Origin of the sequence: Luteibacter rhizovicinus DSM 16549, from assembly GCF_001887595.1 — a bacterium.
Classification (GTDB): Bacteria; Pseudomonadota; Gammaproteobacteria; order Xanthomonadales; family Rhodanobacteraceae; genus Luteibacter; species Luteibacter rhizovicinus.
Genome location: NZ_CP017480.1, coordinates 2936707 through 2959647 on the forward strand (window position 1 = coordinate 2936707; position 22941 = coordinate 2959647).

At 64.4% G+C, this 22941-nt stretch carries 21 protein-coding genes and 1 tRNA gene; 15 read left to right on the top strand and 7 right to left on the bottom strand.

What is annotated here, in order from left to right:
* Positions 1-21 precede the first annotated feature (21 nt).
* Positions 22-1032 carry an NAD-dependent epimerase gene (locus BJI69_RS13345; RefSeq protein WP_046966437.1) on the bottom strand — a complete coding sequence of 337 codons (1011 nt, stop codon included), beginning with the start codon at positions 1030-1032 and terminating at the stop codon, positions 22-24.
* Between the two features lie 231 nt (positions 1033-1263).
* On the opposite strand from BJI69_RS13345, the gene thrS reads away from it, so the two are divergent.
* From thrS to BJI69_RS13390, 9 genes are all read left to right on the top strand, one after another.
* Positions 1264-3165, top strand: a complete 1902-nt coding sequence (gene thrS / locus BJI69_RS13350; RefSeq protein ID WP_046966438.1) for a threonine--tRNA ligase — start codon at positions 1264-1266, stop codon at positions 3163-3165.
* Positions 3166-3210: 45 nt separating this feature from the next.
* On the top strand, positions 3211-3738 hold the full coding sequence (gene infC, locus BJI69_RS13355; RefSeq protein WP_071924963.1) for a translation initiation factor IF-3: 528 nt from the start codon (positions 3211-3213) through the stop codon (positions 3736-3738).
* Positions 3739-4046: 308 nt separating this feature from the next.
* On the top strand, positions 4047-4244 hold the full coding sequence (gene rpmI, locus BJI69_RS13360; RefSeq protein ID WP_046966439.1) for a 50S ribosomal protein L35: 198 nt from the start codon (positions 4047-4049) through the stop codon (positions 4242-4244).
* 14 nt (positions 4245-4258) lie between these two features.
* Positions 4259-4618: a 50S ribosomal protein L20 gene (gene rplT / locus BJI69_RS13365; protein WP_046966440.1), complete on the top strand. Its 360-nt coding sequence runs from the start codon at positions 4259-4261 to the stop codon at positions 4616-4618.
* 99 nt (positions 4619-4717) lie between these two features.
* A complete protein-coding gene (gene pheS / locus BJI69_RS13370; protein WP_046966441.1) occupies positions 4718-5710 on the top strand; it encodes a phenylalanine--tRNA ligase subunit alpha in 993 nt (330 codons plus the stop codon).
* A gap of 33 nt (positions 5711-5743) precedes the next feature.
* Complete coding sequence (gene pheT / locus BJI69_RS13375) at positions 5744-8125, top strand: phenylalanine--tRNA ligase subunit beta (protein ID WP_046966442.1); 2382 nt, start codon at positions 5744-5746, stop codon at positions 8123-8125.
* Position 8126: 1 nt separating this feature from the next.
* Positions 8127-8426, top strand: coding sequence for an integration host factor subunit alpha (gene ihfA / locus BJI69_RS13380; RefSeq protein WP_036114917.1), 300 nt, complete (start codon positions 8127-8129; stop codon positions 8424-8426).
* Complete coding sequence (locus BJI69_RS13385; RefSeq protein ID WP_036114913.1) at positions 8407-8763, top strand: MerR family transcriptional regulator; 357 nt, start codon at positions 8407-8409, stop codon at positions 8761-8763. The genes ihfA and BJI69_RS13385 overlap by 20 nt, the downstream gene beginning before the upstream one ends.
* Before the next feature lie 46 nt (positions 8764-8809).
* Positions 8810-8886: transfer RNA gene (locus tag BJI69_RS13390), tRNA-Pro, on the top strand.
* Between the two features lie 51 nt (positions 8887-8937).
* On the opposite strand, the gene BJI69_RS22635 is transcribed toward BJI69_RS13390, so the two are convergent.
* The gene (locus BJI69_RS22635; protein WP_071924964.1) at positions 8938-9624 is read right to left on the bottom strand and encodes a hypothetical protein; all 687 of its coding nucleotides are present in this window, start codon (positions 9622-9624) and stop codon (positions 8938-8940) included.
* Between the two features lie 205 nt (positions 9625-9829).
* Here BJI69_RS22635 and BJI69_RS13400 point away from each other — a divergent pair, with 205 nt between their 5' ends.
* The 4 genes from BJI69_RS13400 to BJI69_RS13415 all read left to right on the top strand — a co-directional run bounded on the left by BJI69_RS13400 (position 9830) and on the right by BJI69_RS13415 (position 13270).
* Positions 9830-11155, top strand: a complete 1326-nt coding sequence (locus BJI69_RS13400; RefSeq protein ID WP_046969668.1) for a beta/alpha barrel domain-containing protein — start codon at positions 9830-9832, stop codon at positions 11153-11155.
* A 73-nt stretch (positions 11156-11228) separates the two neighbouring features.
* Positions 11229-12176 (top strand): GGDEF domain-containing protein, encoded by a 948-nt coding sequence (locus BJI69_RS13405; RefSeq protein ID WP_046969669.1) that lies wholly within the window; start codon positions 11229-11231, stop codon positions 12174-12176.
* 255 nt (positions 12177-12431) lie between these two features.
* Positions 12432-12860 carry a helix-turn-helix transcriptional regulator gene (locus BJI69_RS13410; protein ID WP_046969670.1) on the top strand — a complete coding sequence of 143 codons (429 nt, stop codon included), beginning with the start codon at positions 12432-12434 and terminating at the stop codon, positions 12858-12860.
* Positions 12857-13270, top strand: coding sequence for a VOC family protein (locus BJI69_RS13415; protein WP_046969671.1), 414 nt, complete (start codon positions 12857-12859; stop codon positions 13268-13270). Before BJI69_RS13410 ends, BJI69_RS13415 begins: the two co-directional genes overlap by 4 nt.
* Here the strand turns inward: BJI69_RS13415 and serA are convergent.
* Positions 13264-14499 (bottom strand): phosphoglycerate dehydrogenase, encoded by a 1236-nt coding sequence (gene serA, locus BJI69_RS13420; RefSeq protein WP_046969672.1) that lies wholly within the window; start codon positions 14497-14499, stop codon positions 13264-13266. The genes BJI69_RS13415 and serA overlap by 7 nt on opposite strands.
* 123 nt (positions 14500-14622) lie before the next feature.
* On the opposite strand from serA, the gene BJI69_RS13425 reads away from it, so the two are divergent.
* Both BJI69_RS13425 and pip read left to right on the top strand, forming a co-directional pair.
* Positions 14623-16005 (top strand): FAD-binding oxidoreductase, encoded by a 1383-nt coding sequence (locus BJI69_RS13425; protein WP_046969673.1) that lies wholly within the window; start codon positions 14623-14625, stop codon positions 16003-16005.
* A 78-nt stretch (positions 16006-16083) separates the two neighbouring features.
* The gene (gene pip / locus BJI69_RS13430) at positions 16084-17040 is read left to right on the top strand and encodes a prolyl aminopeptidase (RefSeq protein WP_046977642.1); all 957 of its coding nucleotides are present in this window, start codon (positions 16084-16086) and stop codon (positions 17038-17040) included.
* Positions 17041-17160: 120 nt separating this feature from the next.
* Here pip and BJI69_RS13435 read toward each other — a convergent pair whose 3' ends face one another.
* From BJI69_RS13435 to BJI69_RS13450, 4 genes are all read right to left on the bottom strand, one after another.
* The gene (locus BJI69_RS13435) at positions 17161-19896 is read right to left on the bottom strand and encodes a lamin tail domain-containing protein (protein WP_078023187.1); all 2736 of its coding nucleotides are present in this window, start codon (positions 19894-19896) and stop codon (positions 17161-17163) included.
* 137 nt (positions 19897-20033) lie between these two features.
* A complete protein-coding gene (gene upp, locus BJI69_RS13440; RefSeq protein ID WP_046977640.1) occupies positions 20034-20672 on the bottom strand; it encodes a uracil phosphoribosyltransferase in 639 nt (212 codons plus the stop codon).
* Between the two features lie 151 nt (positions 20673-20823).
* Positions 20824-21147: a PsiF family protein gene (locus BJI69_RS13445; protein WP_071924965.1), complete on the bottom strand. Its 324-nt coding sequence runs from the start codon at positions 21145-21147 to the stop codon at positions 20824-20826.
* Positions 21148-21334: 187 nt separating this feature from the next.
* Entirely contained in the window at positions 21335-22837 is a 1503-nt protein-coding gene (locus BJI69_RS13450; protein WP_046968500.1) for an aminotransferase class III-fold pyridoxal phosphate-dependent enzyme, read from the bottom strand.
* Positions 22838-22941 lie beyond the last annotated feature (104 nt).

Genomic DNA, 22941 nt, shown 5'->3' on the forward strand with positions numbered 1-22941 from the left:
ATTCATCGGCGATGCTCTTGCTCAGTCGACCCCGTAATACGCCTTGAACCACGCCGCAAACTTCCCCAGCCCCTCGTCGATCGACGTCGACGGGGCATACCCCACGTCCCGCCGCAGCGCCGACACGTCCGCCCAGGTGTCCGGTACATCGCCCGGCTGCATCGGTAACAGGCGCTTCTCCACCGTGCGCCCGAGGTGCTTCTCCAGCAGCCCGATGAAATCCAGCAACTGCACCGGCTCGTCGTTGCCGATGTTGTAGACGCGGTACGGCGCCGCCGAGCTGCCGGGATTCGGTGACACCGGGTCGTAGGTGGGGTCCGGCCGGGCGGGGTGGTCGAGCGTGCGGATGACGCCTTCGACCACGTCATCCACGTAGGTGAAGTCACGGCTGTGGTCGCCATGGTTGTACACGTCGATCGGCTCGCCCTTTACGATGCGACTGGCAAACAGGATCGGCGACATGTCCGGCCGGCCCCAGGGACCGTACACGGTAAAAAAGCGCAGCCCCGTAGTCGGCAGGCCGAAGAGGTGGCTGTACGTGTGGGCCATCAACTCGTTGGACTTCTTCGTGGCCGCGTACAGGCTCACCGGATGGTCCACGGCGTCCTCGACGGCGAAAGGCATCTTGCGATTGGCCCCGTAGACCGAGCTCGATGAGGCGTAAACGAGGTGCCCCACGGCATGCCGGCGACAGGCCTCGAGGATGTTCACGAAGCCCACAAGGTTGCTCTGCACGTAGGCATGCGGGTGGCTGAGCGAATAGCGGACGCCGGCCTGGGCGGCGAGGTGCGCCACACGCTCGGGCTGGAAGTTCGCGAACGCGGCGTCGACGGCCGCCTGGTCGGCCAGGTCCGCCCGGACATGCGTGTAGTTCGGGTGGTCGGCGAAACGGGCGATGCGGGCTTCCTTCAGCGCCGGGTCGTAGTAGTCGTTATGGTTGTCGAAACCCAGAACGGTATCGCCGCGTGCGAGCAGCCGCTCGGTGAGGTGGGAGCCGACGAAGCCGGCGCTGCCGGTAACCAGGATGCGCATGGAGGATCTGCCAGTGGAGCGATCCGCCTAGTCTAACGGACGGCCGATTTGACACGGCAGCACGGCTGATCTAGCTTTTGCCCGATATCCACGCGACCAAGGTGGCCCGCGGTAACGCTGGCCGAGAGTGCGACATGCGGACTACGCGCCTCCCAACCTGATCCCACGCCACGTCTTCGTCGTCTCCGAAGGGCGTATGGCGCCCTTTTTGTTTGTCCGGAATTTGCAACCATGATCCAGATCACGCTACCCGACGGCAGCCAGCGGCCGTTCGAACACCCCGTTTCCGTGCAGGACGTTGCTGCCTCGATCGGCGCCGGCCTTGCCAAGGCGACGCTCGCCGGCAAGGTCGACGGCACGCTGGTCGATGCCAGCTTCACGATCGACCACGACGCCGCCCTCGAAATCGTGACCGAGAAGAGCCCGGAGGCGCTGGATATCCTGCGTCACTCGACGGCCCACCTTCTCGGTCAGGCCGTGCAGCGCCTGTTCCCCGGCGCGCAGGTCACCATTGGCCCGGTGATCGACAACGGCTTCTTCTACGACTTCGCCTACGAACGGCCGTTCACGCCGGACGATCTCGTCGCCATCGAGGCCGAGATGGAAAAGATCGTCAAGGAGCAGATCCCTGTCACGCGCTCGGTCAAGAGCCGCGATGAGGCGATCACCTTCTTCCGCGGCCTCGGCGAGGAATACAAGGCGCAGATCATCGAAGGCATTCCGGCCAGCGAGGAGCTGTCGCTCTACACCCAGGGCGAGTTCACCGATCTGTGCCGCGGCCCGCACGTGTCCAACACGGGCAAGCTGCGCGCGTTCAAGCTGATGAAGGTGGCCGGCGCTTACTGGCGCGGCGATTCCAACAACGAGATGCTGACCCGCATCTACGGTACCTCGTGGCTGAACGACAAGGACCTCAAGGCCTATCTGCTGCAGCTCGAAGAAGCCGAGAAGCGCGATCACCGCCGTATCGGCAAGCAGCTCGACCTGTTCCACATGCAGGAAGAAGCGCCGGGCATGGTGTTCTGGCACCCCAAGGGCTGGGCCATCTGGCAGGCCGTGGAGCAGTACGTGCGCGGTGTCTACCGCAGCAGCGGCTACAAGGAAGTCCGTGGTCCGCAGATCATGGACGTGAGCCTGTGGAAGAAGTCCGGTCACTGGGACAACTACCAGGAAAACATGTTCTTCACCGAGTCGGAAAAGCGCACCTATGCGCTGAAACCGATGAACTGCCCCGGCCACATCCAGATCTTCAACACCCATCTGCACAGCTACCGCGACCTGCCGATCCGCTACGGCGAGTTCGGTGGTTGCCACCGCAACGAGCCTTCGGGCGCGCTGCACGGCATCATGCGGGTGCGCGCGTTTACCCAGGACGATGGCCACATCTTCTGCACCCCGGCGCAGATCGAAGACGAGGTCGCGGCGTTCCACGCCCAGGCCATGAAGGTCTATGCGGACTTCGGCTTCGACGATATCGCCATGAAGATCGCCCTGCGTCCGGAAAAGCGCATCGGTGCGGACGAGGTCTGGGACAAGGCCGAGCACGCGCTGCGTGCGGCCCTGTCGGCGGCAGGCGTCCAGTGGGAGGAGCTGCCGGGCGAGGGCGCCTTCTACGGCCCGAAGATCGAGTACCACATGAAGGACTCGATCGGCCGCGCCTGGCAGGTCGGTACCATGCAGGTCGACTTCATGATGCCCGAGCGCCTTGGCGCCGAGTACGTGGACGAGAACTCACAGCGCCAGCACCCTGTCATGCTGCACCGGGCGATCGTCGGTTCGATGGAGCGTTTCATTGGTATCCTGATCGAACACCACGCGGGCTTGCTTCCGCCCTGGCTTGCCCCCATTCAGGCAGTAGTGTTCAGCATCACCGACGCTCAGGCCGATTATGTGCGCGAAGTCACCCAAACCCTTGTCGGACAAGGCTTCAGGGTTGAGGCCGATTTGCGCAACGAGAAAGTCGGTTATAAAATCAGGGAGCATACGTTGCAGAAGGTGCCCTATCTCATCGTGGTCGGTGACCGCGAGAAGGAAACCGGCGCGATTTCCGTACGTACCCGTGGCGGAGAGGACCTCGGCAGCATGCCGGTGGCCCAGTTCGTCGAAAAGCTAAAGGCCGAGACGCAGCGCTGATCGCTCGCGTCCGGCACCTGGTTCAATCTTCTGGAGGATAGCGGTATCGCTACGACCGATAACAAGGGCAATCGCAAGAACCTCGAGATCCGCGTCCCGCGGGTTCGCGTGCTGGGCGCCGAAGGCGAGCAGATGGGCATCATGGAGACCCGTGACGCCATCAAGGCCGCTGAAGACCTGGGCATGGACCTGGTCGAAATCCAGCCGAACGGCGATCCGCCGGTCTGCAAGATCATGGATTACGGCAAGTTCAAGTTCGAAGCCCAGAAGAAGGCCTCGGCTGCCAAGAAAAAGCAGAAGCAGGTCGAAATCAAGGAAGTGAAGTTCCGCCCCGTCACCGACGAAGGCGATTACCTCATCAAGCTCCGCAAGATGCGCGAGTTCCTTGAAGAAGGCGACAAGGTCAAGGTCACTATCCGCTTCCGCGGTCGCGAAATGTCCCATCAGGACCTCGGCCAGAACCTGGCCCGTCGGGTCCAGACCGATATCGGCGAAGACGGCGTGGTGGAGTCCTTCCCCCGTCTCGAAGGTCGCCAGATGGTCATGATGATCGGCCCGAAGAAGAAAATCTGATCCGGAGTGGCGCCCCCAGGGGCGCCACTTTCCGTGTGGGAGCCGATTCATCGGCGATTGTGGGAGCCGATTCATCGGCGATCCCGCGGCAGCGGGCCAGATCTCGGCAAGCACCCCATCGCCGATGAATCGGCTCCCACACGGAGCCCCCAGCCCCCCAAGCCCACTGGCGCGGCCCTTCACGATTCGGTATCATCGCCGGCTCGGCCTGTATGGATAGGCCGAGCCACCGTACCCGGCAGGAAGGAAAGTGTGTTGCCGCAAGGCACGCCGCCGGAACAGTCAGCAACCGAATACGGAGCATTCCGATGCCCAAGATCAAGACCAACCGGGCGGCAGCGAAGCGTTTTCGCAAGACCGCGTCGGGTAAGTTCAAGGCTGGTCACGCCTTCAAGTCGCATATCCTGACGAAGAAGTCGACCAAGCGTAAGCGCGGCCTGCGCGCTCCCAACCACGTGAAAGCCTGCGACACCAAGAGTGTGGCTCGCATGCTGCCGTATCTTTAAGGGAGGGTTGAACCATGGCTCGTGTTAAGCGTGGCGTTACCGCCCGTCGTCGTCATAAGAAAGTCCTCGGCCGTGCAAAGGGTTATTACAACGCCCGTCGCAAGGTCTTCCGTGTAGCTAACCAGGCCGTCATCAAGGCTGGCCAGTACGCTTACATCGGCCGCAAGCAGCGCAAGCGTCAGTTCCGCGCCCTGTGGATCGTTCGTATCAATGCTGCCGCCCGTCAGTTCGGTCTGTCGTACAGCCGCCTGATCAACGGCCTGGCCAAGGCTGAGATCGCTATCGACCGTAAGGTCCTGGCCGACCTCGCCGTGCGCGACATCAAGGCGTTTGGCGTGATCGCAGAGAAGGCTAAGGCCCATCTGGCTGCGTAATCCGCTTTACCACGCACGGTAGTCATACCGCGCGAAGATGGATAACGTGGGGAGAAGGCCTGGCCTTCTCCCCATTTTTTTTCCCCGTCAGGAACACCGATGGAATCGATCGAGCATATCGACGCGTCCCTGCGCGACATCGAAGCTGCATCCTCGCTCGAGGCACTCGACGCCGTCCGCGTCGGTCTGCTGGGCAAGAACGGTGCGGTCACCGCGGCGCTCAAGGCGCTGGGCCAGTTATCCGGCGACGAGCGCAAGGCGCGCGGCGCGGAGGTCAATCGCGTCAAGGAACGACTGACCGACGCCATTACCGCCCGTAAGCAGTCCCTGGAGCAGGCCGAGCTGGATCGTCGCCTGGCCTCCGAACGCATCGACGTGACCCTGCCGGGCCGCGATGGCGAATACGGCGGCATCCACCCGATTACCCGTGCCCTCGAGCGCATCGCCGACATCTTCGGGCGTCTTGGCTACCAGCGTGCCGACGGTCCCGAGATCGAGGACGACTGGCACAACTTCGAGGCGCTCAACTTCCCGCCGCACCATCCGGCACGCGCGATGCACGATACCTTCTACTTCGGCGACGGGCGCCTGCTGCGCACGCACACCTCGCCGGTGCAGATCCGTTCGATGCAGGGCCGTCAGCCGCCGATCCGCATCATCGCGCCGGGCAAGGTCTATCGCAGCGATTCGGACCAGACGCATTCGCCGATGTTCCACCAGATCGAAGGCCTGCTGGTCGACGAGACCTCGAGCTTTGCCGATCTGAAGGGCACGCTGTCCGAATTCATCCGCGCGTTTTTCGAGCGCGACTTCGAGATGCGTTTCCGTCCGAGCTATTTCCCGTTCACCGAGCCCTCGGCGGAAGTCGATATCCGCTGGGATGCCGAGGACGGCACCGAGCGCTGGCTCGAAGTCCTCGGCTGCGGCATGGTCCATCCGACCGTGCTGAAGAACTGCGGCGTCGATCCGGAGCGTTACACGGGCTTCGCCTTCGGCCTCGGCGTCGAGCGCTTCGCCATGCTGCGCTACGGCGTGAGCGACCTGCGCGCCTTCTTCGAGAACGACCTGCGCTTCCTGCGCCAGTTCGCCTGATCGCCGTCGAACCCACGTTAACGAGTCGCTCCCATGAAATTCTCCGAAAACTGGCTGCGTGAACTGGTTGCCATCGACGCGGATCGCGCGACCCTGGTTCATGCGCTGACGATGGCCGGCCTGGAAGTCGAAGGCGTCACCCCGCTGGGTGAGGATCTCGACGGCGTGGTCGTCGCCGAAATTGTCGAGGCCGTGAAGCATCCCGAAGCCGACCGCCTGCAAGTGTGCAAGGTGGATGCAGGGCAGGGCGAGCTGCTGCAGATCGTCTGCGGCGCGCCAAACGCGCGCGTAGGCATTCGCGTGCCGCTGGCCAGGGTGGGCGCGAAGCTGCCCAACAACGTCGACATCAAGGCGGCGAAGCTGCGCGGTGTCGAATCCTTCGGGATGCTCTGCTCGGCGAAAGAACTCGACATCGACGCCGACGCGTCCGGCCTGCTCGAGCTAGCGGCGGATGCGCCGGTCGGTACGCCGATCGCCGACTACCTCGGCCTGCCCGATGCCAGCATCGAGCTGAAGATCACCCCGAATCGTCCGGACGTGCTCGGCCTCAATGGCCTGGCACATGATGTGGCTGCCCTGTTCGGTAGCCGCGTGAAGGCGATCGGCACGGCCAGCGCGCCGGTGACGGCCAGCGCGAGGCGCGACGTTCGCCTGGAAGCCGGCGCCGACGCACCGCGTTATATCGGCCGCGTCATTGAAGGCGTGGATGCCAGTGTGGCATCGCCGCTGTGGATGGCCGAGCGCCTGCGTCGCGCTGGTATCCGCCCGATCAGCGCCATCGTCGATATCACGCAGTACGTCATGCTCGAGCTCGGCCACCCGATGCACGCGTTCGACAACGACACGCTTTCCGGGGCCGTCGTCGTGCGGCATGCGGGGCAGGGTGAAGTGGTCAAGTTGCTCGACGGCCGCGAGGTCAAGCTCGACCCGTCCTTCGTCGTGATCGCGGACGAAGCCCATGCCCTCGCCCTCGGCGGCATCATGGGTGGCTTCGATTCGCGCGTGACCGACACCACGCGCAACGTGTTCCTCGAAGCCGCGCACTTCGCGCCGGCCGCGATCATGGGTCGCGCACGCAAGCTCGGCATGCATACGGATGCCTCGCATCGCTACGAGCGCGGCGTCGATCCGGCGCTTCCGCAGCGTGCCATCGAGCGCGCGACGGAATTGCTGTTGCAGATCGCCGGCGGTAGCGCCGGCCCGCTGACCCTGGCCGAGCGCCCGGAAGACCTGCGTGAGCACGCGCCCGTGATACTGCGCCACGCGCGCCTGCGCCGCCTGCTCGGCATCGATATCGCCGGCAGCGAGGTCGCCCGCATCTTCACCGCCCTCGGCATGCATGTGGTCGAGTTGGCGGACGGCTGGGAAGTGACGCCGCCGAGCAGCCGTTTCGACATCGAGCGCGAAGAAGACCTGGTCGAAGAGGTCGCGCGTATCCATGGCTACGATCGCATTCCGACGCATATCCCGGCGGGGCAGATCGCCCTGCGTTCCGAGCCCGAGGCCCGCCTCAGCGAGATGGCGCTGCGCGACCAGATCGCCGCGCGCGGCTATTTCGAAGCCGTGACGCTTTCCTTCGTCAACGCCGACCTGCTCACGACCTGGGGCGTCGACAAGGGCTGGGTGCCGCTGGCCAACCCGCTTTCGGCGGATCTGGCCGTGATGCGGACCTCGTTGCTGCCCGGACTGATTGAAGCGCTGCGTCATAACCGCGCACGCCAGCAGGAGCGCGTTCGGTTGTTCGAGGTGGCCCGTAGCTTCCACGCTACCGGTGATGCGCCCGACGAAGTGGGTCGCGTGGCCCTTGTCGCCAGCGGCGCCGCGCGTGCGGAACAGTGGGGCGAAGCGACCCGTCCGGTCGATTTCTTCGACCTCAAGGGCGACCTCGACGCCTTGATCGCCCACACGGGCGAGCCGCAGCGCTGGTCGGTCGACGCCGATGACCTCCCGTCCTGGCTGCATCCTGGCCGCGGCGCACGCATCCTGCGTGACGGTCGGCCGGCTGGCTTCCTGGGCGCCCTGCACCCGGCGCTGGCCAAGGCGCTGGACCTGGGTCCGGACGTTCACGTGATGGAACTGGCGCTCGAGTCGATCCTTGCCCGTCGCCTTCCCAGTGCTGGCCGCGTTGCACGTTTCCCGGCCGTTCGCCGTGATATCGCCGTGGAACTGCCCGAAGACGTGTCCTGGGCTGCCGTGGAGACCGCCGTGCGCGAGGCGCTCGGCGAGGTCCTGAAGGAGATCCGCCTGTTCGATCGCTACGCCGGCAAGGGGATCGACGAAGGACGAAAGAGTCTCGCTATGGGCTTGATTTTACAGGACGCTTCACGCACCCTTACCGACGAAGATGCCGACGCTCGCGTGGCAGAAGCGGTGGGGGCATTGGAGAAGACATGCAAGGCAAGACTGCGAGGATAAGATGGCGCTGACCAAGGCGGAAATGGCCGAGCGGCTTTTCCTCGACGTGGGTCTCAACAAGCGTGAGGCCAAGGAATTCGTGGACGCCTATTTCGAGGTCGTGCGCGAGGCCCTGGAACGAGGTGAGCAGGTCAAGTTGTCCGGCTTCGGCAATTTCGACCTTCGGCAGAAGAATCAGCGGCCCGGTCGTAATCCAAAGACCGGCGAAGAAATTCCCATCTCGGCCCGGCGGGTTGTCACCTTCCGTCCTGGCCAGAAACTCAAGGTAAGAGTCGAGGGCTATGCTGGATCCAGGGAATAACACCGAACTTCCGGCGATCCCGGCGAAGCGCTACTTCACCATTGGTGAAGTCAGTGAGCTTTGCGGCGTCAAGCCGCATGTCCTTCGCTACTGGGAGCAGGAGTTTCCGGCCCTCAAGCCCGTCAAGCGTCGCGGCAATCGCCGCTATTACCAGCGCCACGACGTGCTCATGATCCGCCAGATCCGTTCTTTGCTTTACGACGAGGGTTTTACCATCACGGGTGCTCGCGCCCGGCTGGAAGGCCCGCAGGCTCGTATGGAAGCGAGCATGTCACATCAGATCGTGCGTCAGGTGCGTCTGGAGCTGGAAGAAGTACTGACCCTCCTTCGTCGCTGACCGGCTTCCGCAGGTCGCGGCGTTGCTGCTACAATCGTTAGCTCGTCGGGGTGTAGCGCAGCCTGGTAGCGCACTACGCTGGGGGTGTAGTGGTCGCGAGTTCGAATCTCGCCACCCCGACCATTATTCAAAAAAAACGGCGCCCCTCTCGGGGCGCCGTTTTTTTTGCCTGATTCATTGGTGGGAGCCGGCTTCGCCAGCGATAAATTCCCTCACGACAGACACCGTCTTCGACTTCCTCTTGAACTCGGTCGTGACCACCAGCCGCGAATGATCGGCAGCCACGTCGTAGTGCTGCACGATGTCGCCGCGCTTGTCGTCGATATGGATCACGACCACCAGGCTGTCGCCGTCCCAGCCGGCTCGCGTGACGTCACCGCCCGCGTCCTTGCCGGTCACCATCGGGACACTGCTTGAGTGGCCATTGGGCGCGATCTGCAGGCTGCCCGGATGAAGGGCGATGTCCAGCGTGTCGGGAAGCAGGAGAGCCCGGCGCAGCATGTCGCCGTTCCCACCGCCAGTCGTGTTGCCGGCGCCGTTGCCACTGCTGGCACCAGGGTTGGAACCACCACCGCCATGTCGGCCACCACCGCCCATACCGCCGCCACCCATGCCACCTCCCATACCCCCACCGCCGCCGTGACCGTGGCCACCGCCCATGCCGCCGCCGCGACCGCTGCCGCCCGCTGCTGGGGAGGCATCAGGATCTTCGCTGTGAGAAACGTCCACGACCCAGTGGCCGTCGAACGAGTGCGGATGGTCGGGCGCGGCGCTCAATCGGATGCTGTTGCCGGCACACGCGGCAAGTCCGACGGAGCAGGCGATCGTCACGCCACGCAGGGTAGGGGAGAAACGGCGCATCGATAAAGTCCTGATCCTGGGTATGGAAGGACCAACGTGGCGCAGGGCATTAGGTTGACCCCCAGGAAGCCGCCCGTGGGAGCGGCGCGCCGCCTTGGGAACGACCGTACGCGGCGCTGTCGCCGCGCGTGGCTTTCTCAAGATTGTCCGCAGCCGGCCGACAGCTCTTTTGGTCGCAGGTCGCGACGATCCGAGAGGGAAGACCATGACGCTGGAAGCTCGCGAGCGCGCACGCGCCGCCCTGAACGACGCAGAGGACAAGGTGGCACGCCTTGCGGCCATCGAGCCGTTCATGATCGACCTGTCCCTGCGCGAGAATCCGGTGGGCTCGAGAGTCGGCCAGACACTGGACGAGAAGCTCGCCATCCTGCCGAAGCTGCGCGAGTTCGGCTTTCGCAATATTTCACTGGGTACGCTGGACTACGCCATCCCCGACGAGCTGGAAGTCGACGACGACTTCATGATCCGCCTGCGTGATACCGGCGTGGACATGACCGGTTGCTTCGCCTTCACCGCCATGGGCATCGCCTCGCCCGACGGTACGTTCACGCCGGATCCCTCGCAGCTCAAGCTCCGCGACTATCGCGTGCCGAATACCGTGAGCGAGATCTACCTCAGCTCGTTCGGCATGGAGGGCATGTACGACCTGCCCACCCTCAAGCGCAGCCTGCCGGCGAGCGTGCAGTGGCTCCGGGACAACATCGTGGGGGAAGGCGGCGCACCGCGCATCTTCATCAATATCGTCGACGGCTGTGACGCCTTCGCCGAAGCCAGCGATGCCACGTTCGAGATCATGGAGTTGCTTGCCGGCTTGCCGATCGAGGGCATCACCATGGAGGACGACCGTGGCACCTACATGCCGTTCCAGGTGGGTGCCTACGTCGCCGCGGCGCGGGCGATCCTGCCGCCGTCGATGAAACTGCTGATGCATATCCACGCCGGCGCGGGTTTCGAGAACGCCTCCATGATCGAGGCCCTGCTCAATGGCGCCGATGGCGCGTGGGGCGGGTTGCCCAAGCGTGCCGCCGTCGTCGGTCACGCCTCGCTCGGCGAGTTGCTCGCCAACCTGGTCCGCGTCGGCAACACCAGGGTCACGGACATCTATCGCGTGGACGACCTCCTGCCGCTGGCGACGGACCTGCAGGTGCTCGACGAAGCCGGCCCGGTGCCCGATGATCTTCCGATCTTCGGTTACAACGCTTACCGCCTGTCACTGGGTGCCTTCCGCCAACGACCGGACCGCTTCATGGACCTGCCACCGGACGGAATCGGCGGCACGTACCGCTATCGCATCTGCCCGGTCGTGAGCGATGTCGAAGCGGTTCGCGGCCGCCTGGCCGAGGTCAGCGGCAAGCCGCCCGAGGCGTACGGCGACGAGGTGATCACCATGATGATCCGCCTGATGCGGCGGGAGCTTCGTGGCGGTGAGCGCATCGACTACGACCTGCCGGAGCAGGTGATGGCCCTGTATGGCCGGGCCGTGATCGCCGTGGCATCGGTCGGGCCGGTCCGCCCGGAAATCCCGGCTTAGTCGCGAGAGCGATGAGATTCAAGCTTTACGGCCTTTCGCCGCTACACTGGCGCAGCCGTCAGTGGGGAAGGCCATGAGCATCGAAGACATCATTCTCGAGGAAGACGTCGGGGTCTACAAAACCCTGCTCGAATCCACGCGTGCCATCCCCTGGAAAATCGAGTGGGCGACGCTTCGCTTCGCTTATATCGGTCCGCAGATCGAAGAGCTTCTCGGCTGGTCCTCGCAATCGTGGGCGACGGTGCAGGACTGGGCTGACCGCATGCATCCCGAAGACCGCGCCTGGGTCTTCGACTTCTGCGTGTCGCAGTCGCAGGCTGGCGTCGACCACGAAGCCGACTATCGCGCGCTGACCAAGAATGGCGAATACGTCTGGATTCGCGACGTGGTCCATGTCGTGCGCAATCCCGATGGTTCGCCGAACGCGCTCATCGGTTTCATGTTCGACATCAGCGAGCGCAAGCGTACGGAAGAAAAGCTGCTCGACATGCAGCGCGAACTCGAGGAATTGTCGTTCAAGGATGGGCTCACCGGCGTGGCCAACCGTCGCCGCTTCGACATGGTCATGGAGGCCGCGTGGCGCGACGCACGGCAGGGGCGATCGACCTTGTCGCTGGTCGTCCTCGATATCGATTTCTTCAAGCAGTACAACGACCACTACGGTCATCTGGAAGGCGACGAGTGCCTCAAACGCGTAGCCTCGGCGCTGTCTAACATCGTGCGCAATCCGGACGACCTGCTCTGCCGCTTCGGTGGTGAGGAATTCGTGCTGTTGCTGCAGGACACCGACGAGGCCACTGCCCTGGCGCTGGCCTGGCGCTGCCTCGACCTGGTCGAGAAAGCGATGATTCCGCACGGTGGCCTCGGTCCCGGCAAGCGCGTGACCCTCAGCGCCGGCGTGCATACCCTGATACCCAAGGAAGGCGACGAGATCCTGCCGGCGATCGCCGTGGCGGACCGTCGCCTCTACCTGGCCAAGCAACGCGGCCGCGCGCGTGTCGTCGCCGAAGGCGGCAACTGAGAGACATGTGGGAGCCGCTTCAGCAGCGAAGGTATAGACACATGTGGGAGCCGCTTCAGCGGCGAATGTATAGACACATGTGGGAGCCGCTTCAGCGGCGAATGGCACACAACGCGCTGCGCAGCAGCGCTTCCTTCAAGGTTGCTGGCCTCAGTTCCTGTTGAAGCAAGAGCTCGCCGCTGAAGCGGCTCCCACAACAAGGGAGACACCGTGGACCCGGATTTACTACGACGCCTGTTACGCGCCAAGGACCGGATGGATGCCTCGTCGCACGAGGCGTGGCCGGTCGGGCGGTTGGCGGGTGTGAGCCATGTCTCCGAGGCGCATTTCGCCCGCTCGTTCAAAGACGCCTTCGGGCTACCTCCGCATCGCTACCTGCTCACTCGCCGACTCGAGCGAGCCAAGGCCCTGCTTCGCGACACGGCGATGCCGATCCTCGATATCGCGCTGCAGACAGGCTGGAACAGCCTCGGCACGTTCGGTCGCGTGTTCCGCGACGTCAACGGGTCGAGTCCCAGCGATTGGCGCGCGCACGAGCACGCCGGCAAGCATGACTTGGCACGCGTGCCCCATTGTTTCGTCAGTGCAGCCTACCGACCTGGCCTGACAAGCGCAGTTTCGGAGAAGCGCCGCCGGGAACGGCCTGCTAAAAAAGAGCCTTCCCACAAACCGGAGGTTTTATGAGCCAGGGTATCGGAGTGGTCGGCCTATACGTTCGCGACCAAGATGAAGCGCTCGAGTTTTACGTCGAAAAGCTTGGTTTTCGCGTGCACACCGACGCGCAGAACGGCAGTTTTCGCTGGTTGACCGTGCAGCATCCGGAGCAGCCATCCTTGCAGCTGGGCTTGTTCAAGCCGCAGGCGCCGGTGCTCGACGAGGCCACGGCGCAGACCATGAGCGAAGTGGTGGCCAAGGGGGCGATGCCGCCCCTGGTGCTCAACGTCGACGATTGCCGCGCCGCCTATGAACGCATGCGCGCCCGGGGCGTGGAGTTCACGCAGGCGCCCGAGGAACGCTACGGCAACGTCGACGCCAACTTCCGCGACCCGTCGGGTAACGGCTGGAAGATGATCGAATCGCGGCGGACTCAGTAGAGCGCGCGCGCCTTCAGCGTGCCTTCGATCGCCGCCAGCTCGTTTCGTAGCGAGGCGGCGTGCTCGTCGGTCGTAGACACGTCGATCACTACGTAGCCGACCTGGCCGGACGTCTGCAGGTACTGGCCGTCGATATTGACGGCGGCGCGAGAGAACACGTCGTTCACGCGTGAGAGCACGCCGGGAATGTTGCGGTGAATGTGCAGCAGGCGGCGGCTGGTCGGGTGGCCGGGCAGGGAGACTTCCGGGAAATTCACCGCGGAGAGCGTGCTGCCGTTATCGCTGTAACGCACCAGCTTGGAGGCCACCTCGATGCCGATGTTCTCCTGCGCTTCGGCGGTGCTACCGCCGACATGCGGGGTGAGGATGACGTTGTCCATGCCGACCAGGGGCGAGACGAAGGGGTCGGTGTTGCCCTTGGGCTCGACCGGGAAGACGTCGATCGCCGCACCGGCGAGATGCTTGGAGCGAAGGGCGGCGGCCAGTGCATCGATATCGACGACGGTGCCGCGCGAGGCGTTGACCAGCATCGAGCCGGGGCGCATGCGGCCGATCTCGGCGGCGCCGATCAGGTTCTTCGTCTGCGCGGTTTCCGGCACGTGCAGGGTGACCACGTCCGCACGCTCCAGCAGGTCTTCCAGGCTGGACGCCGGCCGGGCGTTGCCGAGCGAGAGCTTGGCTTCCACGTCGTGGAAGATCACCCGCATGCCCAGCGATTCGGCCAGTACGCCGACCTGGGTGCCGATATGGCCGTAGCCGACGATGCCGAGCACCTTGTCGCGGACCTCGAAGCTGCCGGCAGCCGATTTCGACCAACCGCCGCGGTGGCATTCGGCGTTCTTCTCCGGAATGCGGCGCACCAGCATGATCGTTTCGGCGATGACCAGCTCGGCCACGCTGCGCGTGTTGGAGTAGGGCGCGTTGAAGACCGGCACGCCCAGGCGCTCGGCTTCCGCGGTATCCACCTGGTTGGTACCGATGCAGAAACAGCCCACGGCAATGAGCCGGCGTGCCTCGGCCAGTACCTCGGCAGTGAGATGGGTGCGCGAGCGAATGCCGACGATATGCGCATCGGCGATGCGTTCCTTGAGATCGTCCTCGGAGAGGGACTTCTCATGGAACTCGATCTGCGAGTAGCCGGCCTGGCGGAAGGTGTCCAGCGCGCTGCGGCTGACGCCTTCGAGCAGCAGGACCTTGATGTCTTCTTTCGGGTACGACGTGCGCTTCATGGCCGGGCTTCAGATCCGTGGGCGAGACGCTCACTATGCCAGAGAGTGACGTTAATGTTGCAGCGCAGTGGACGCCCGGCCCCAGCGCTGGCACCCTGCCTTCGATACCCGAGCGAGAGTCCCATGACCGATCCACGCCTGTCCGAACTTGCCCGCCTGCTGCCCGAGCTCAAGCTGTCCACCGACCCGGGCGATCTCGAGCATCACGGTCGCGACTGGACACGGCGATGGACCCCCGCGCCCCTCGCGATCACTTATCCGGCCTCGATCGAGGAGGTTCAGGGCATCGTTCGCTGGGCGAACGGGGTGGGCGTGGGGGTGGTTCCCTCCGGTGGACGCACCGGTCTGTCCGGCGGCGCCGTCGCGGCGCATGGTGAGATCGTGGTCAGCCTGGACCGGATGAATCGCGTTCTCGACTTCGACCCCATCGACCGCATCCTCACCGTGCAGCCGGGGATCGCCCTCGAGGCCGTTCACAACGTGGCCCGCGAGCGTGGCCTGCTTTATCCCGTGGATTTCGCCGCGCGTGGCTCCTGCCAGATCGGCGGCAACATCGCGACGAATGCCGGGGGTATCCGCGTCATCCGCTATGGGAATACGCGTCAGTGGATCGCCGGGCTCAAGGTGGTGACCGGGACGGGCGAACTGCTCGACCTCAACCGCGGCCTGGTAAAGAACGCGTCCGGCTACGACTTGCGTCACCTGGTGATCGGTTCGGAAGGCACCCTCGGCATCGTGGTCGAGGCCAGCCTGAACCTGACCTCGCCCCCGCCGCCGTCCCAGGTCATGTTGCTCGCCGTGCCCGCGATGGACAGTTTGATGCGCGTGTTCGCGGAAGCGCGGCATCGCCTGACACTGAGCGCTTTCGAATTCTTCACCGATCGTGCCTTGCATCACGTCCTGGCGCACGGTGCGCAGCGACCGTTCGAAGAGACCCATCCGTTCTATGTGGTCACCGAGTTCGACGCCGCGGACGAGAAGGCCGAGGCAGCGGCCCTCTCCTTCTTCGAACTCTGCCTCAACGAAGGCTGGGTCGTGGATGGCGCGATCAGTTCGAGCGAGGCGCAGGCCGCTGCGCTCTGGCGCCTGCGCGAGGGCATCACCGAAAGCCTTGCGCCGCACAAGCCCTATAAAAATGATGTTTCGGTGCGGATTTCCGCGGTGCCAGCCTTCATGGCTGAGATGCAGGAGTTGCTCTCGGCGGAGTACCCGCATTTCGACGTGGTCTGGTTCGGCCATATCGGTGACGGCAACCTGCATATCAACGTACTCAAGCCGGCCGATCTCGACAACGCCGTGTTCGTCGAGCAGTGCGAGCACGTGACCTCACTGCTGGTCGACACGCTGCACCGGCATGGCGGCAGCATCTCGGCCGAGCACGGCATCGGGCTGGTCAAGAAGCCCTGGCTGAGCAGCGTCCGCAGCGAGGCGGAGATCGCGCTGATGCGTGGGATCAAGGCCGTCTGGGACCCGAACGGCATCATGAATCCCGGCAAGCTCCTGTAGGAACTCCCACAGGGGTGTGGCGTCTGACAGGGCTCCCCATTAGCCTTGTCATCTCCCCGTCATCGAAGACCCGCCCCCATGGCCCAGGACTCCCCCGACCTCTACCCCGCGATCGAGCCCTATAACAGCGGCACGCTCAAGGTCTCCCCGCTGCACACGCTCTACTTCGAGGAAAGCGGCAACCCGAAGGGGAAGCCGGTGGTGTTCCTCCACGGCGGTCCCGGCGGTGGTACCAATCCGCGATGCCGCCGGTTCTTCGATCCGTCGAAGTACCGCATCGTGCTTTTCGACCAGCGTGGCTGCGGCAAGTCCACCCCGCACGCGGAGCTCACCGACAACACCACCTGGGACCTCGTCGCCGATATCGAGACCCTGCGCGAGCACCTGGGTATCGGGAAGTGGCAGGTGTTCGGCGGATCGTGGGGCTCGACCCTGGCGTTGGCCTATGCCGAGACCCACCCGACGCGCGTCAGCGAACTCGTCCTGCGCGGCATCTTCATGCTGCGTCGTTCGGAGCTGGAATGGTTCTACCAAGGTGGTTGCGACATGCTCTATCCGGATGCGTGGGAGACCTATCTTTCCGCCATTCCGCAGGCCGAACACGGCGACCTGATCAGTGCCTACCACCGCCGGCTGACCAGCACGGATCCCGCGGTTCGCGTGGCTGCCGCGCGGGCGTGGTCGGTGTGGGAGGGCGCTACCAGTTACCTCTACCAGGATCAGGGGCACATCGCGTCCAGTGGTGAAGACGAGTTCGCGCTCGCTTTCGCACGCATCGAGTGCCACTACTTCGTCAATGCGGGTTTCTTCGAGGTCGACGGCCAGCTGCTGCGTGACGTCGACAGGATCCGCCATATCCCGACGGTGATCGTGCAGGGGCGTTACGACGTCGTCTGTCCCGTGCGTAGCGCGTGGGACCTGCATCGCGCGTTCCCGGAAGCCGATCTGAGGATCGTGCAGGACGCGGGGCATTCGGCGTTCGAGCCGGGGATCGTGCGGGAACTGGTCGAGGCGACGGACCGTTTCGCGTCGTGAGGCATCGCCGATAAATCGGCTCCCACAAAGAGCAACGGCCTTGTTGCGGCAGGGCGGCTGTTTGTGGGAGCCGATTCATCGGCGATAGATGCCCGGCCGAAGCCGGGCATCAGGGTTACATCAGAACAACCCCAGCGGCAGGGTCAGCATATCCACCACGAAACCGTCGTGGTCGGACGAACCCATCGCCTTCTTCGCATCCGTCGCCGAGGCTGAATCATCCAGCGTCTGCACCGGCGCATCGAGGTTGCCGCGACCGTACTGCATCTTCAGGAACAGGCCGCGTGCCACGGTATTCAGCAGGGCGTTGTCGAGCACCTGATGCGTCGGCACCTGACGCGGGGCCTGGCCCTGGATGTTGCCGAAGTTCTCGGTGAACAGGAACGAATAGCGATCCTGCTCCGGTACCGAATCCACGGCGTTCCACAGCGTAGGCTTGACCAGGTTCTTGCCCAGCTTCAGCAGGTTCTGGCTGTCGTCGTAACGGCCGGCGATCAGGCCGACCACGTCGGTGAAGCCATCGCTGAACTGGTAAGAGTTGAAATCGCCCACCACGAGCAGCGGCGTGAGCAGATTCTTCCGGTCGGTCTGGATCGCCTGCACCTGGGTGGCCAGCGACTTGGCCTGGAGGAAACGCTTCTCGCGGTCGCGATCGGCGGCGTCGCCGGTCTTGTCCACGTTCTGGCGCGCCTTCGGGTGCACGGCGATGACATTGACGCGCATGCGGCCAAGGATCGACGGCACGTCGGCCGTAAGCAGGAGCGGCGGGTGGTCGTGGAGGAACGAGACGGAACCCTCGTCGTCCCAGGTTTCATCCGCACCCAACTGACGTACATCGAGCACGCGCACCCGGTCCGTACGGACGAGGAAGCCGACGTTGATGCCGCTCGGATCGTGACCCGGCTGGAGGATGGCTTCGTACTGCGCCGGGTAGTCGTCACCCAACTGCTTGGCCAGGCCTTGCAGCACGGCCAGGCTCTTCACCTCCTCGACCGAGAGGATGTCCGGCAGTTTGAGCACGCTACCGACGTATGCCGACAACCGCTGCGTCTTCAGCTTGACCTGATCCGGCGTGGGTTCGGTGGTGTCGCCGCTGCAGGTGAAGACCGTATTGAAGTCCGAATCGCAGAAACGCTCCATGTTGAACGCACCCACGCGCACCGCGTAGAACGGACGCGAGTCCACGGCTCGCGGCAAGGTGGCAGCCTTCTTGATCGTGATCTTCGTCGGGATGAACGTGTACATGCCGAACGCGTAGGACATCACACCTTCGGCCTTGAAGGTCGTGCCCGCGTTGAACGGCGTGTTCGCGGGCACGGCGCCGAAGTCGGCCGTGTTCATCTTGAACACTTCGGGATTGCCCGACCAGTTCGGCAGGTTCACGCCATCGGGTACCGGCACGGTGTAACGCACGCCGGGCTTGCGCAGCGAGCGTGTACCGTTCGCGGTGATGTACACCTCGGCGAAGGGCTCGTTGCTGAAACGCAAGTTGCCGGTGGTAATCATGCCGTTGTCGATGCTGACGCGCATGCCGACGTAGCACTGGTAGTTCGTCGCACCGCAGGAGAGCGCGTTCGGGTCCAGCGACGGCGTGCTGTTGCCGAAGACCACGGCCTTCGGCAGCATGGCGCCGTGCATGCTCGTCGTGATCGTTGCGTTCTTCAGTTCGGGCAGGTTGAAGTAGTTGTCGACCGTGGCTTCGACATCGACCACGTCGCCGGATTTCACCGTCGGTGCGGTGCTCGTGAACACGTAGATGCCGTTCGAGGTGAGCGGGTCGGCATCGGCGCGAGCATCCGGCGTCTGGATGGTGAAGCCGGCGGGACCGACCGCCGTGACGATGTTCCCGTGCGTGGCCACGCGCTTGCCGACCAGCGGCGAGACCTGGCCCGTGCCGGTGACCTGCCAGATTTCGGCGGCAACGGGGATCTCGTTGAGGATCGCGCCGACCGCCGTACTCTTGGCGAGGGTGACGTTACCGGTGGCATCGCTCAGGTTGACGCGGAATGCCTTGTCGGGACCGGCAGCCTTGGCGCCGTGCACGGTGACGTTGAGCGTACTGCTGTTGCCGCCGGCCGGAATGGTCAGCGTGGTGTCGACCGCGTCGTAGTCGCCCGCGGCGACCGTGGCCGTGTCGTCCGCGGTGGTGGCATGCACGGTCACGTCAGTGGTGACGGGCTGGCTGAGCGTCACGGTGAACAGCATCGAGACGTCGTCGCCGTTACGCAGGCTGACGGTCGCATCGGCAATGGACAGGCTCGGGCCCTGTGCAACGCAGGGCGAGGTGCTCGCACGCGGTGCCGTCGGTGCCACCTTGACCCAGTCGGCCGAGTTGTCGCCGCTGGACTGCGGGAAGCCGGCAGCGTTCGTCTTGCGGCCGTAGCCCTGGTCGGCGTTGGTGCTGCCGAGGGTGGTGAGCGGCGTGCCCAGCTTGTAGGCCGAACCGGTGCTCAGGCCGACCTGGTCGATGACGGTGCCGGAGCTATTGAGCAGGGCGAGGCCGCCGTCATCGGTGACGCCGGTGCTGTACTTCAGGTCGGGCGTGACGCTTCCGGAGTACCCGGAGGCCGCCGTGTTCGCCAGCAGGAGGAAGCAACCGGGTGCGACCGAGGTTCCTGCCGGAAACGTGAAGCGCGTACCGGTCGTCCCGGCCGAATTGGAGGCGTTGAGTTTGTAGCCGGAAACGTCCAGTGCGGCCGTGCCGGTGTTCTGTACTTCGACGAATTCGTCGTTACCGCCAGCCGGTCCGCGAACGCGGAACTGGGTGAGCGTGAGGTCCGCGGCCTGCAGCGGAAGAACGGCCATGAGGCCTGCCAGCGCCGCCCATGTGGCGCGCTGTTTCGTGGTCAAACGCATTCGAATATCCCCTCGAGTCGTTGAGTTGTATGCGACCCGAAGCACCGCGCAATCCCATGCGTGGCGTTCCCCCTGTCGGATCCGCCGGCGAAGTGTGCCGCGAATTTATGACAGGGGGATGTGACACAGCCGACGACTCAGGAAGGTTTTTGCTTGGTCCCGAAGATCTTGTCGCCGGCATCGCCCAGGCCGGGGAGGATGTAACCGAGTTCGTTCAGATGATCGTCGATGGAGGCGACGTAGATCTCGATATCCGGATGCGCCGCTTCGATGCGCTTGAGGCCTTCGGGGGCGGCGACCAGGAACAGGCCCTTGATCTTCTTCGCGCCGGCTGCCTTGAGCATGTCGACGGTCGCCACCAGGGTGCCGGCGGTGGCGAGCATGGGGTCGACGATGATCGCGGTGCGCTCGTCCATGCCGCCGCTGAGCTTCTCGTAATAGGTGACCGGCTCGAGCGTTTCTTCGTCGCGCTGCAGGCCGACGACGCTGACCTTCGCGGCGGGAATCATTTCCAGCACGCCGCTGAGCATGCCCAGACCTGCACGCAGAATCGGCACGATGGTGACCTTCTTGCCCTTGATGTGCGTGACCTCGACCGGGCCGGCCCAGCCATCGATCATCTTGCACTCGGTTTCCATGTCGGCCGTGGCTTCGTAGGTGAGCAGGGCGGCGACTTCCGAAGCGAGTTCGCGGAACTCCTTCGTGCTTATGCCCGCACGGCGCATGAGGCCAAGCTTGTGCTGGATGAGGGGGTGACGGACTTCGACGATTTTCATGGGCACACAGTCGATGGCAGGAATGCCGCGATTGTCGCATTGCGCAGCTAATGTAGGAGCCGATTCATCGGCGATCGGGTGCTAGCGACACCCGTGCCCGCTGCCGCGGGATCGCCGATGAATCGGCTCCTACATGGTCTCTACAGGCCGCTCAGCCCTTCAGGCAGGTGCTCATGAAGGTCTTGCGCTCGTCGCCCTTGAGGCTCTTGGCCGAGGCGTCCTTGTTGCAGGAGGTCATCTTCTGCTGCTGGGTCTGCTTGGCGGGCGCGGCGGCCGGCGTTTCGCCCTTGAGGCAGCTGCTCATGAAGGTCTTGCGTTCATCGCCCTTCTTGCCGGTCGCCTGCGTATTGCATGTCGACATGCGCTGCTGTTGCGGCGTCAGCTCTTTCTTGGCCGCCGCCTGAGGGGCAGCCATCGCACTGGCGGAAAAAACGAGCAGGGAAGCAACGGCGAGGGCACGAAGCTGCATACACATGGCAAACCCCTACGTGACGCCGGGCGAATCCGGCGTCGCTGAGCTTACCGCTGTCTGTGGGAGCCGGCTATGCCGGCGATGTCGGCGATGGGGTTTTCTACTTCACCGCTTCGTTGGCTTTTCGCCGCTGAAGCGGCTCCCACATGTCCTCATTCGCCGATGAATCGGCTCCTGCCTTGGGCGGCGCTCAGGCTGCCTTGTTCGACGAGGCCGAGCGACGCGGGCCTTCTTTCAGCGCGTGGCGGATTTCCTCGATGATCAGGTCCACTTCGGCGCTGGTCACCCGGAAGTGCGGGGTGAAGCGCAGCGAGTTGGCGCCACCGTGGATCACGCCCACGCCGCGCTCGCGCATGTATTCCTCGGTCGAGCCTTCGCCGTAGCACTTGTAGTCGGCGGCCAGCTCGCAGGAGAACAGCAGGCCGGTGCCCTGGACCTTGGTGATCATGCCGCCGAGTTCGTTCTTGAGGGCTTCCAGTTTCTGCAGGAATTCCTGGCCCTTGTTGCGGATGTTCGCGCGAACCTCGTCGGTCAGCTCGGCCAGCGTGGCGACGGCGACGTCGAGGGCGCGCGGGTTCGCGGTCATCGTGTTGCCGTAGATGCCCTTGCGATACAGGCCGGCGACGCGATCGGTGACGGCGAGCACGGAGAGCGGGTACTGGCCGGCGTTGAGTGCCTTGGAGAAGGTCTCCATGTCCGGCGCGTCCAGCGATTCGAAGCCCGGGTAATCGATGATCGACAGCACACCATGCGCACGCAGGCCGGCCTGGATGGAATCGACCAGGAGCAGGGTGCCGTGTTCGCGCGTGAGTTCGCGTGCGGCGGCGTAGAACTCCGGCGTGAGTGCGCGGCCCGGATCGCCTTCGCCCATCACCGGCTCGAGGAACATCGCCTCGATGAACCAGCCCTGGCGATCGGCTTCGGCGAACGCCGCCTTCAGCGAGGCCACGTTATACGGCTCGACCGTAATAAGCGTGTCTTCGTTGCGGAAGCTGGCCAGGTGCTGCTGATAGTTGCGGCGCGAGGAGTCGGAGTAGATCGCCGGACGCTCGGTGCGGCCGTGGAAGGCGCCCTTCACGGCGAGGCGCTTGATGGTGCGGCCGGCGTGACGTGCACCCGGGTCGGTCATCACGCGCGCGTTGACGTCCGCGATGCGGCCGGCGAGCGTCACCGATTCCGAGCCCGAGTTCAGGCAGAGGAAATGCGTGTAGGGGCTGCCGCCACCCTGGCGACCGAGCTCCTTGTTCAGCGCCTCGCACAGGCGCAGCTGCGAGACGTTCGCCGTCATGACGTTGGCCATGACCTGCGGGCGCGACATCGCGTCGAGGATGTGCTGCGGGTTGTGGCCGAAGCCGAGCATGCCGTAGCCGCCGTTGTCGTGGATCACGGCGCCCTTGAGCGTCACCACCCAGGGACCGCGCGCGGCGGCGGGCACGTAGGGGTTAACGCCATCGTCCGGATAGAAGTTCACCAGGCCGCACTGCAGATGGTTGATCTGATCGGCCTCGTCCATGCGCAGGAAGTCGCCCATGTCGGTGCGCAGCGCCTGATGGTAGGCAGCCGCTTCTTCGATGGCCTGGAGCAGGGAGGGATCGATACCGGCAAAGCGCTCGACCGTGGCGTCTGCCAGGCCCTGCGTGCGCGGCGTACCGCCAAAGTCGCGCATATCGCGCAGAAGACCGATGACGTTCATAACCCACTCCTCAACTTCTCGTGACGCGGCACTGTTCGGTCCGATCCCTTAAGACGCCGCTAAGTGTCTATATGTAAAGGGATTATTCCCTCAGCATATCACGC

What these genes read in the sequence shown, in the direction of transcription:
- BJI69_RS13345 (WP_046966437.1), bottom strand. Translation starts at nt 1,032, where the DNA reads ATGCGCATCCTGGTTACCGGCAGCGCCGGCTTCGTCGGCTCCCACCTC.
- thrS (WP_046966438.1), top strand. Translation starts at nt 1,264, where the DNA reads ATGATCCAGATCACGCTACCCGACGGCAGCCAGCGGCCGTTCGAACAC.
- rpmI (WP_046966439.1), top strand. Translation starts at nt 4,047, where the DNA reads ATGCCCAAGATCAAGACCAACCGGGCGGCAGCGAAGCGTTTTCGCAAG.
- rplT (WP_046966440.1), top strand. Translation starts at nt 4,259, where the DNA reads ATGGCTCGTGTTAAGCGTGGCGTTACCGCCCGTCGTCGTCATAAGAAA.
- pheS (WP_046966441.1), top strand. Translation starts at nt 4,718, where the DNA reads ATGGAATCGATCGAGCATATCGACGCGTCCCTGCGCGACATCGAAGCT.
- pheT (WP_046966442.1), top strand. Translation starts at nt 5,744, where the DNA reads ATGAAATTCTCCGAAAACTGGCTGCGTGAACTGGTTGCCATCGACGCG.
- ihfA (WP_036114917.1), top strand. Translation starts at nt 8,127, where the DNA reads ATGGCGCTGACCAAGGCGGAAATGGCCGAGCGGCTTTTCCTCGACGTG.
- BJI69_RS13385 (WP_036114913.1), top strand. Translation starts at nt 8,407, where the DNA reads ATGCTGGATCCAGGGAATAACACCGAACTTCCGGCGATCCCGGCGAAG.
- BJI69_RS22635 (WP_071924964.1), bottom strand. Translation starts at nt 9,624, where the DNA reads ATGCGCCGTTTCTCCCCTACCCTGCGTGGCGTGACGATCGCCTGCTCC.
- BJI69_RS13400 (WP_046969668.1), top strand. Translation starts at nt 9,830, where the DNA reads ATGACGCTGGAAGCTCGCGAGCGCGCACGCGCCGCCCTGAACGACGCA.
- BJI69_RS13405 (WP_046969669.1), top strand. Translation starts at nt 11,229, where the DNA reads ATGAGCATCGAAGACATCATTCTCGAGGAAGACGTCGGGGTCTACAAA.
- BJI69_RS13410 (WP_046969670.1), top strand. Translation starts at nt 12,432, where the DNA reads ATGGATGCCTCGTCGCACGAGGCGTGGCCGGTCGGGCGGTTGGCGGGT.
- BJI69_RS13415 (WP_046969671.1), top strand. Translation starts at nt 12,857, where the DNA reads ATGAGCCAGGGTATCGGAGTGGTCGGCCTATACGTTCGCGACCAAGAT.
- serA (WP_046969672.1), bottom strand. Translation starts at nt 14,499, where the DNA reads ATGAAGCGCACGTCGTACCCGAAAGAAGACATCAAGGTCCTGCTGCTC.
- BJI69_RS13425 (WP_046969673.1), top strand. Translation starts at nt 14,623, where the DNA reads ATGACCGATCCACGCCTGTCCGAACTTGCCCGCCTGCTGCCCGAGCTC.
- pip (WP_046977642.1), top strand. Translation starts at nt 16,084, where the DNA reads ATGGCCCAGGACTCCCCCGACCTCTACCCCGCGATCGAGCCCTATAAC.
- BJI69_RS13435 (WP_078023187.1), bottom strand. Translation starts at nt 19,896, where the DNA reads ATGCGTTTGACCACGAAACAGCGCGCCACATGGGCGGCGCTGGCAGGC.
- upp (WP_046977640.1), bottom strand. Translation starts at nt 20,672, where the DNA reads ATGAAAATCGTCGAAGTCCGTCACCCCCTCATCCAGCACAAGCTTGGC.
- BJI69_RS13445 (WP_071924965.1), bottom strand. Translation starts at nt 21,147, where the DNA reads ATGTGTATGCAGCTTCGTGCCCTCGCCGTTGCTTCCCTGCTCGTTTTT.
- BJI69_RS13450 (WP_046968500.1), bottom strand. Translation starts at nt 22,837, where the DNA reads ATGAACGTCATCGGTCTTCTGCGCGATATGCGCGACTTTGGCGGTACG.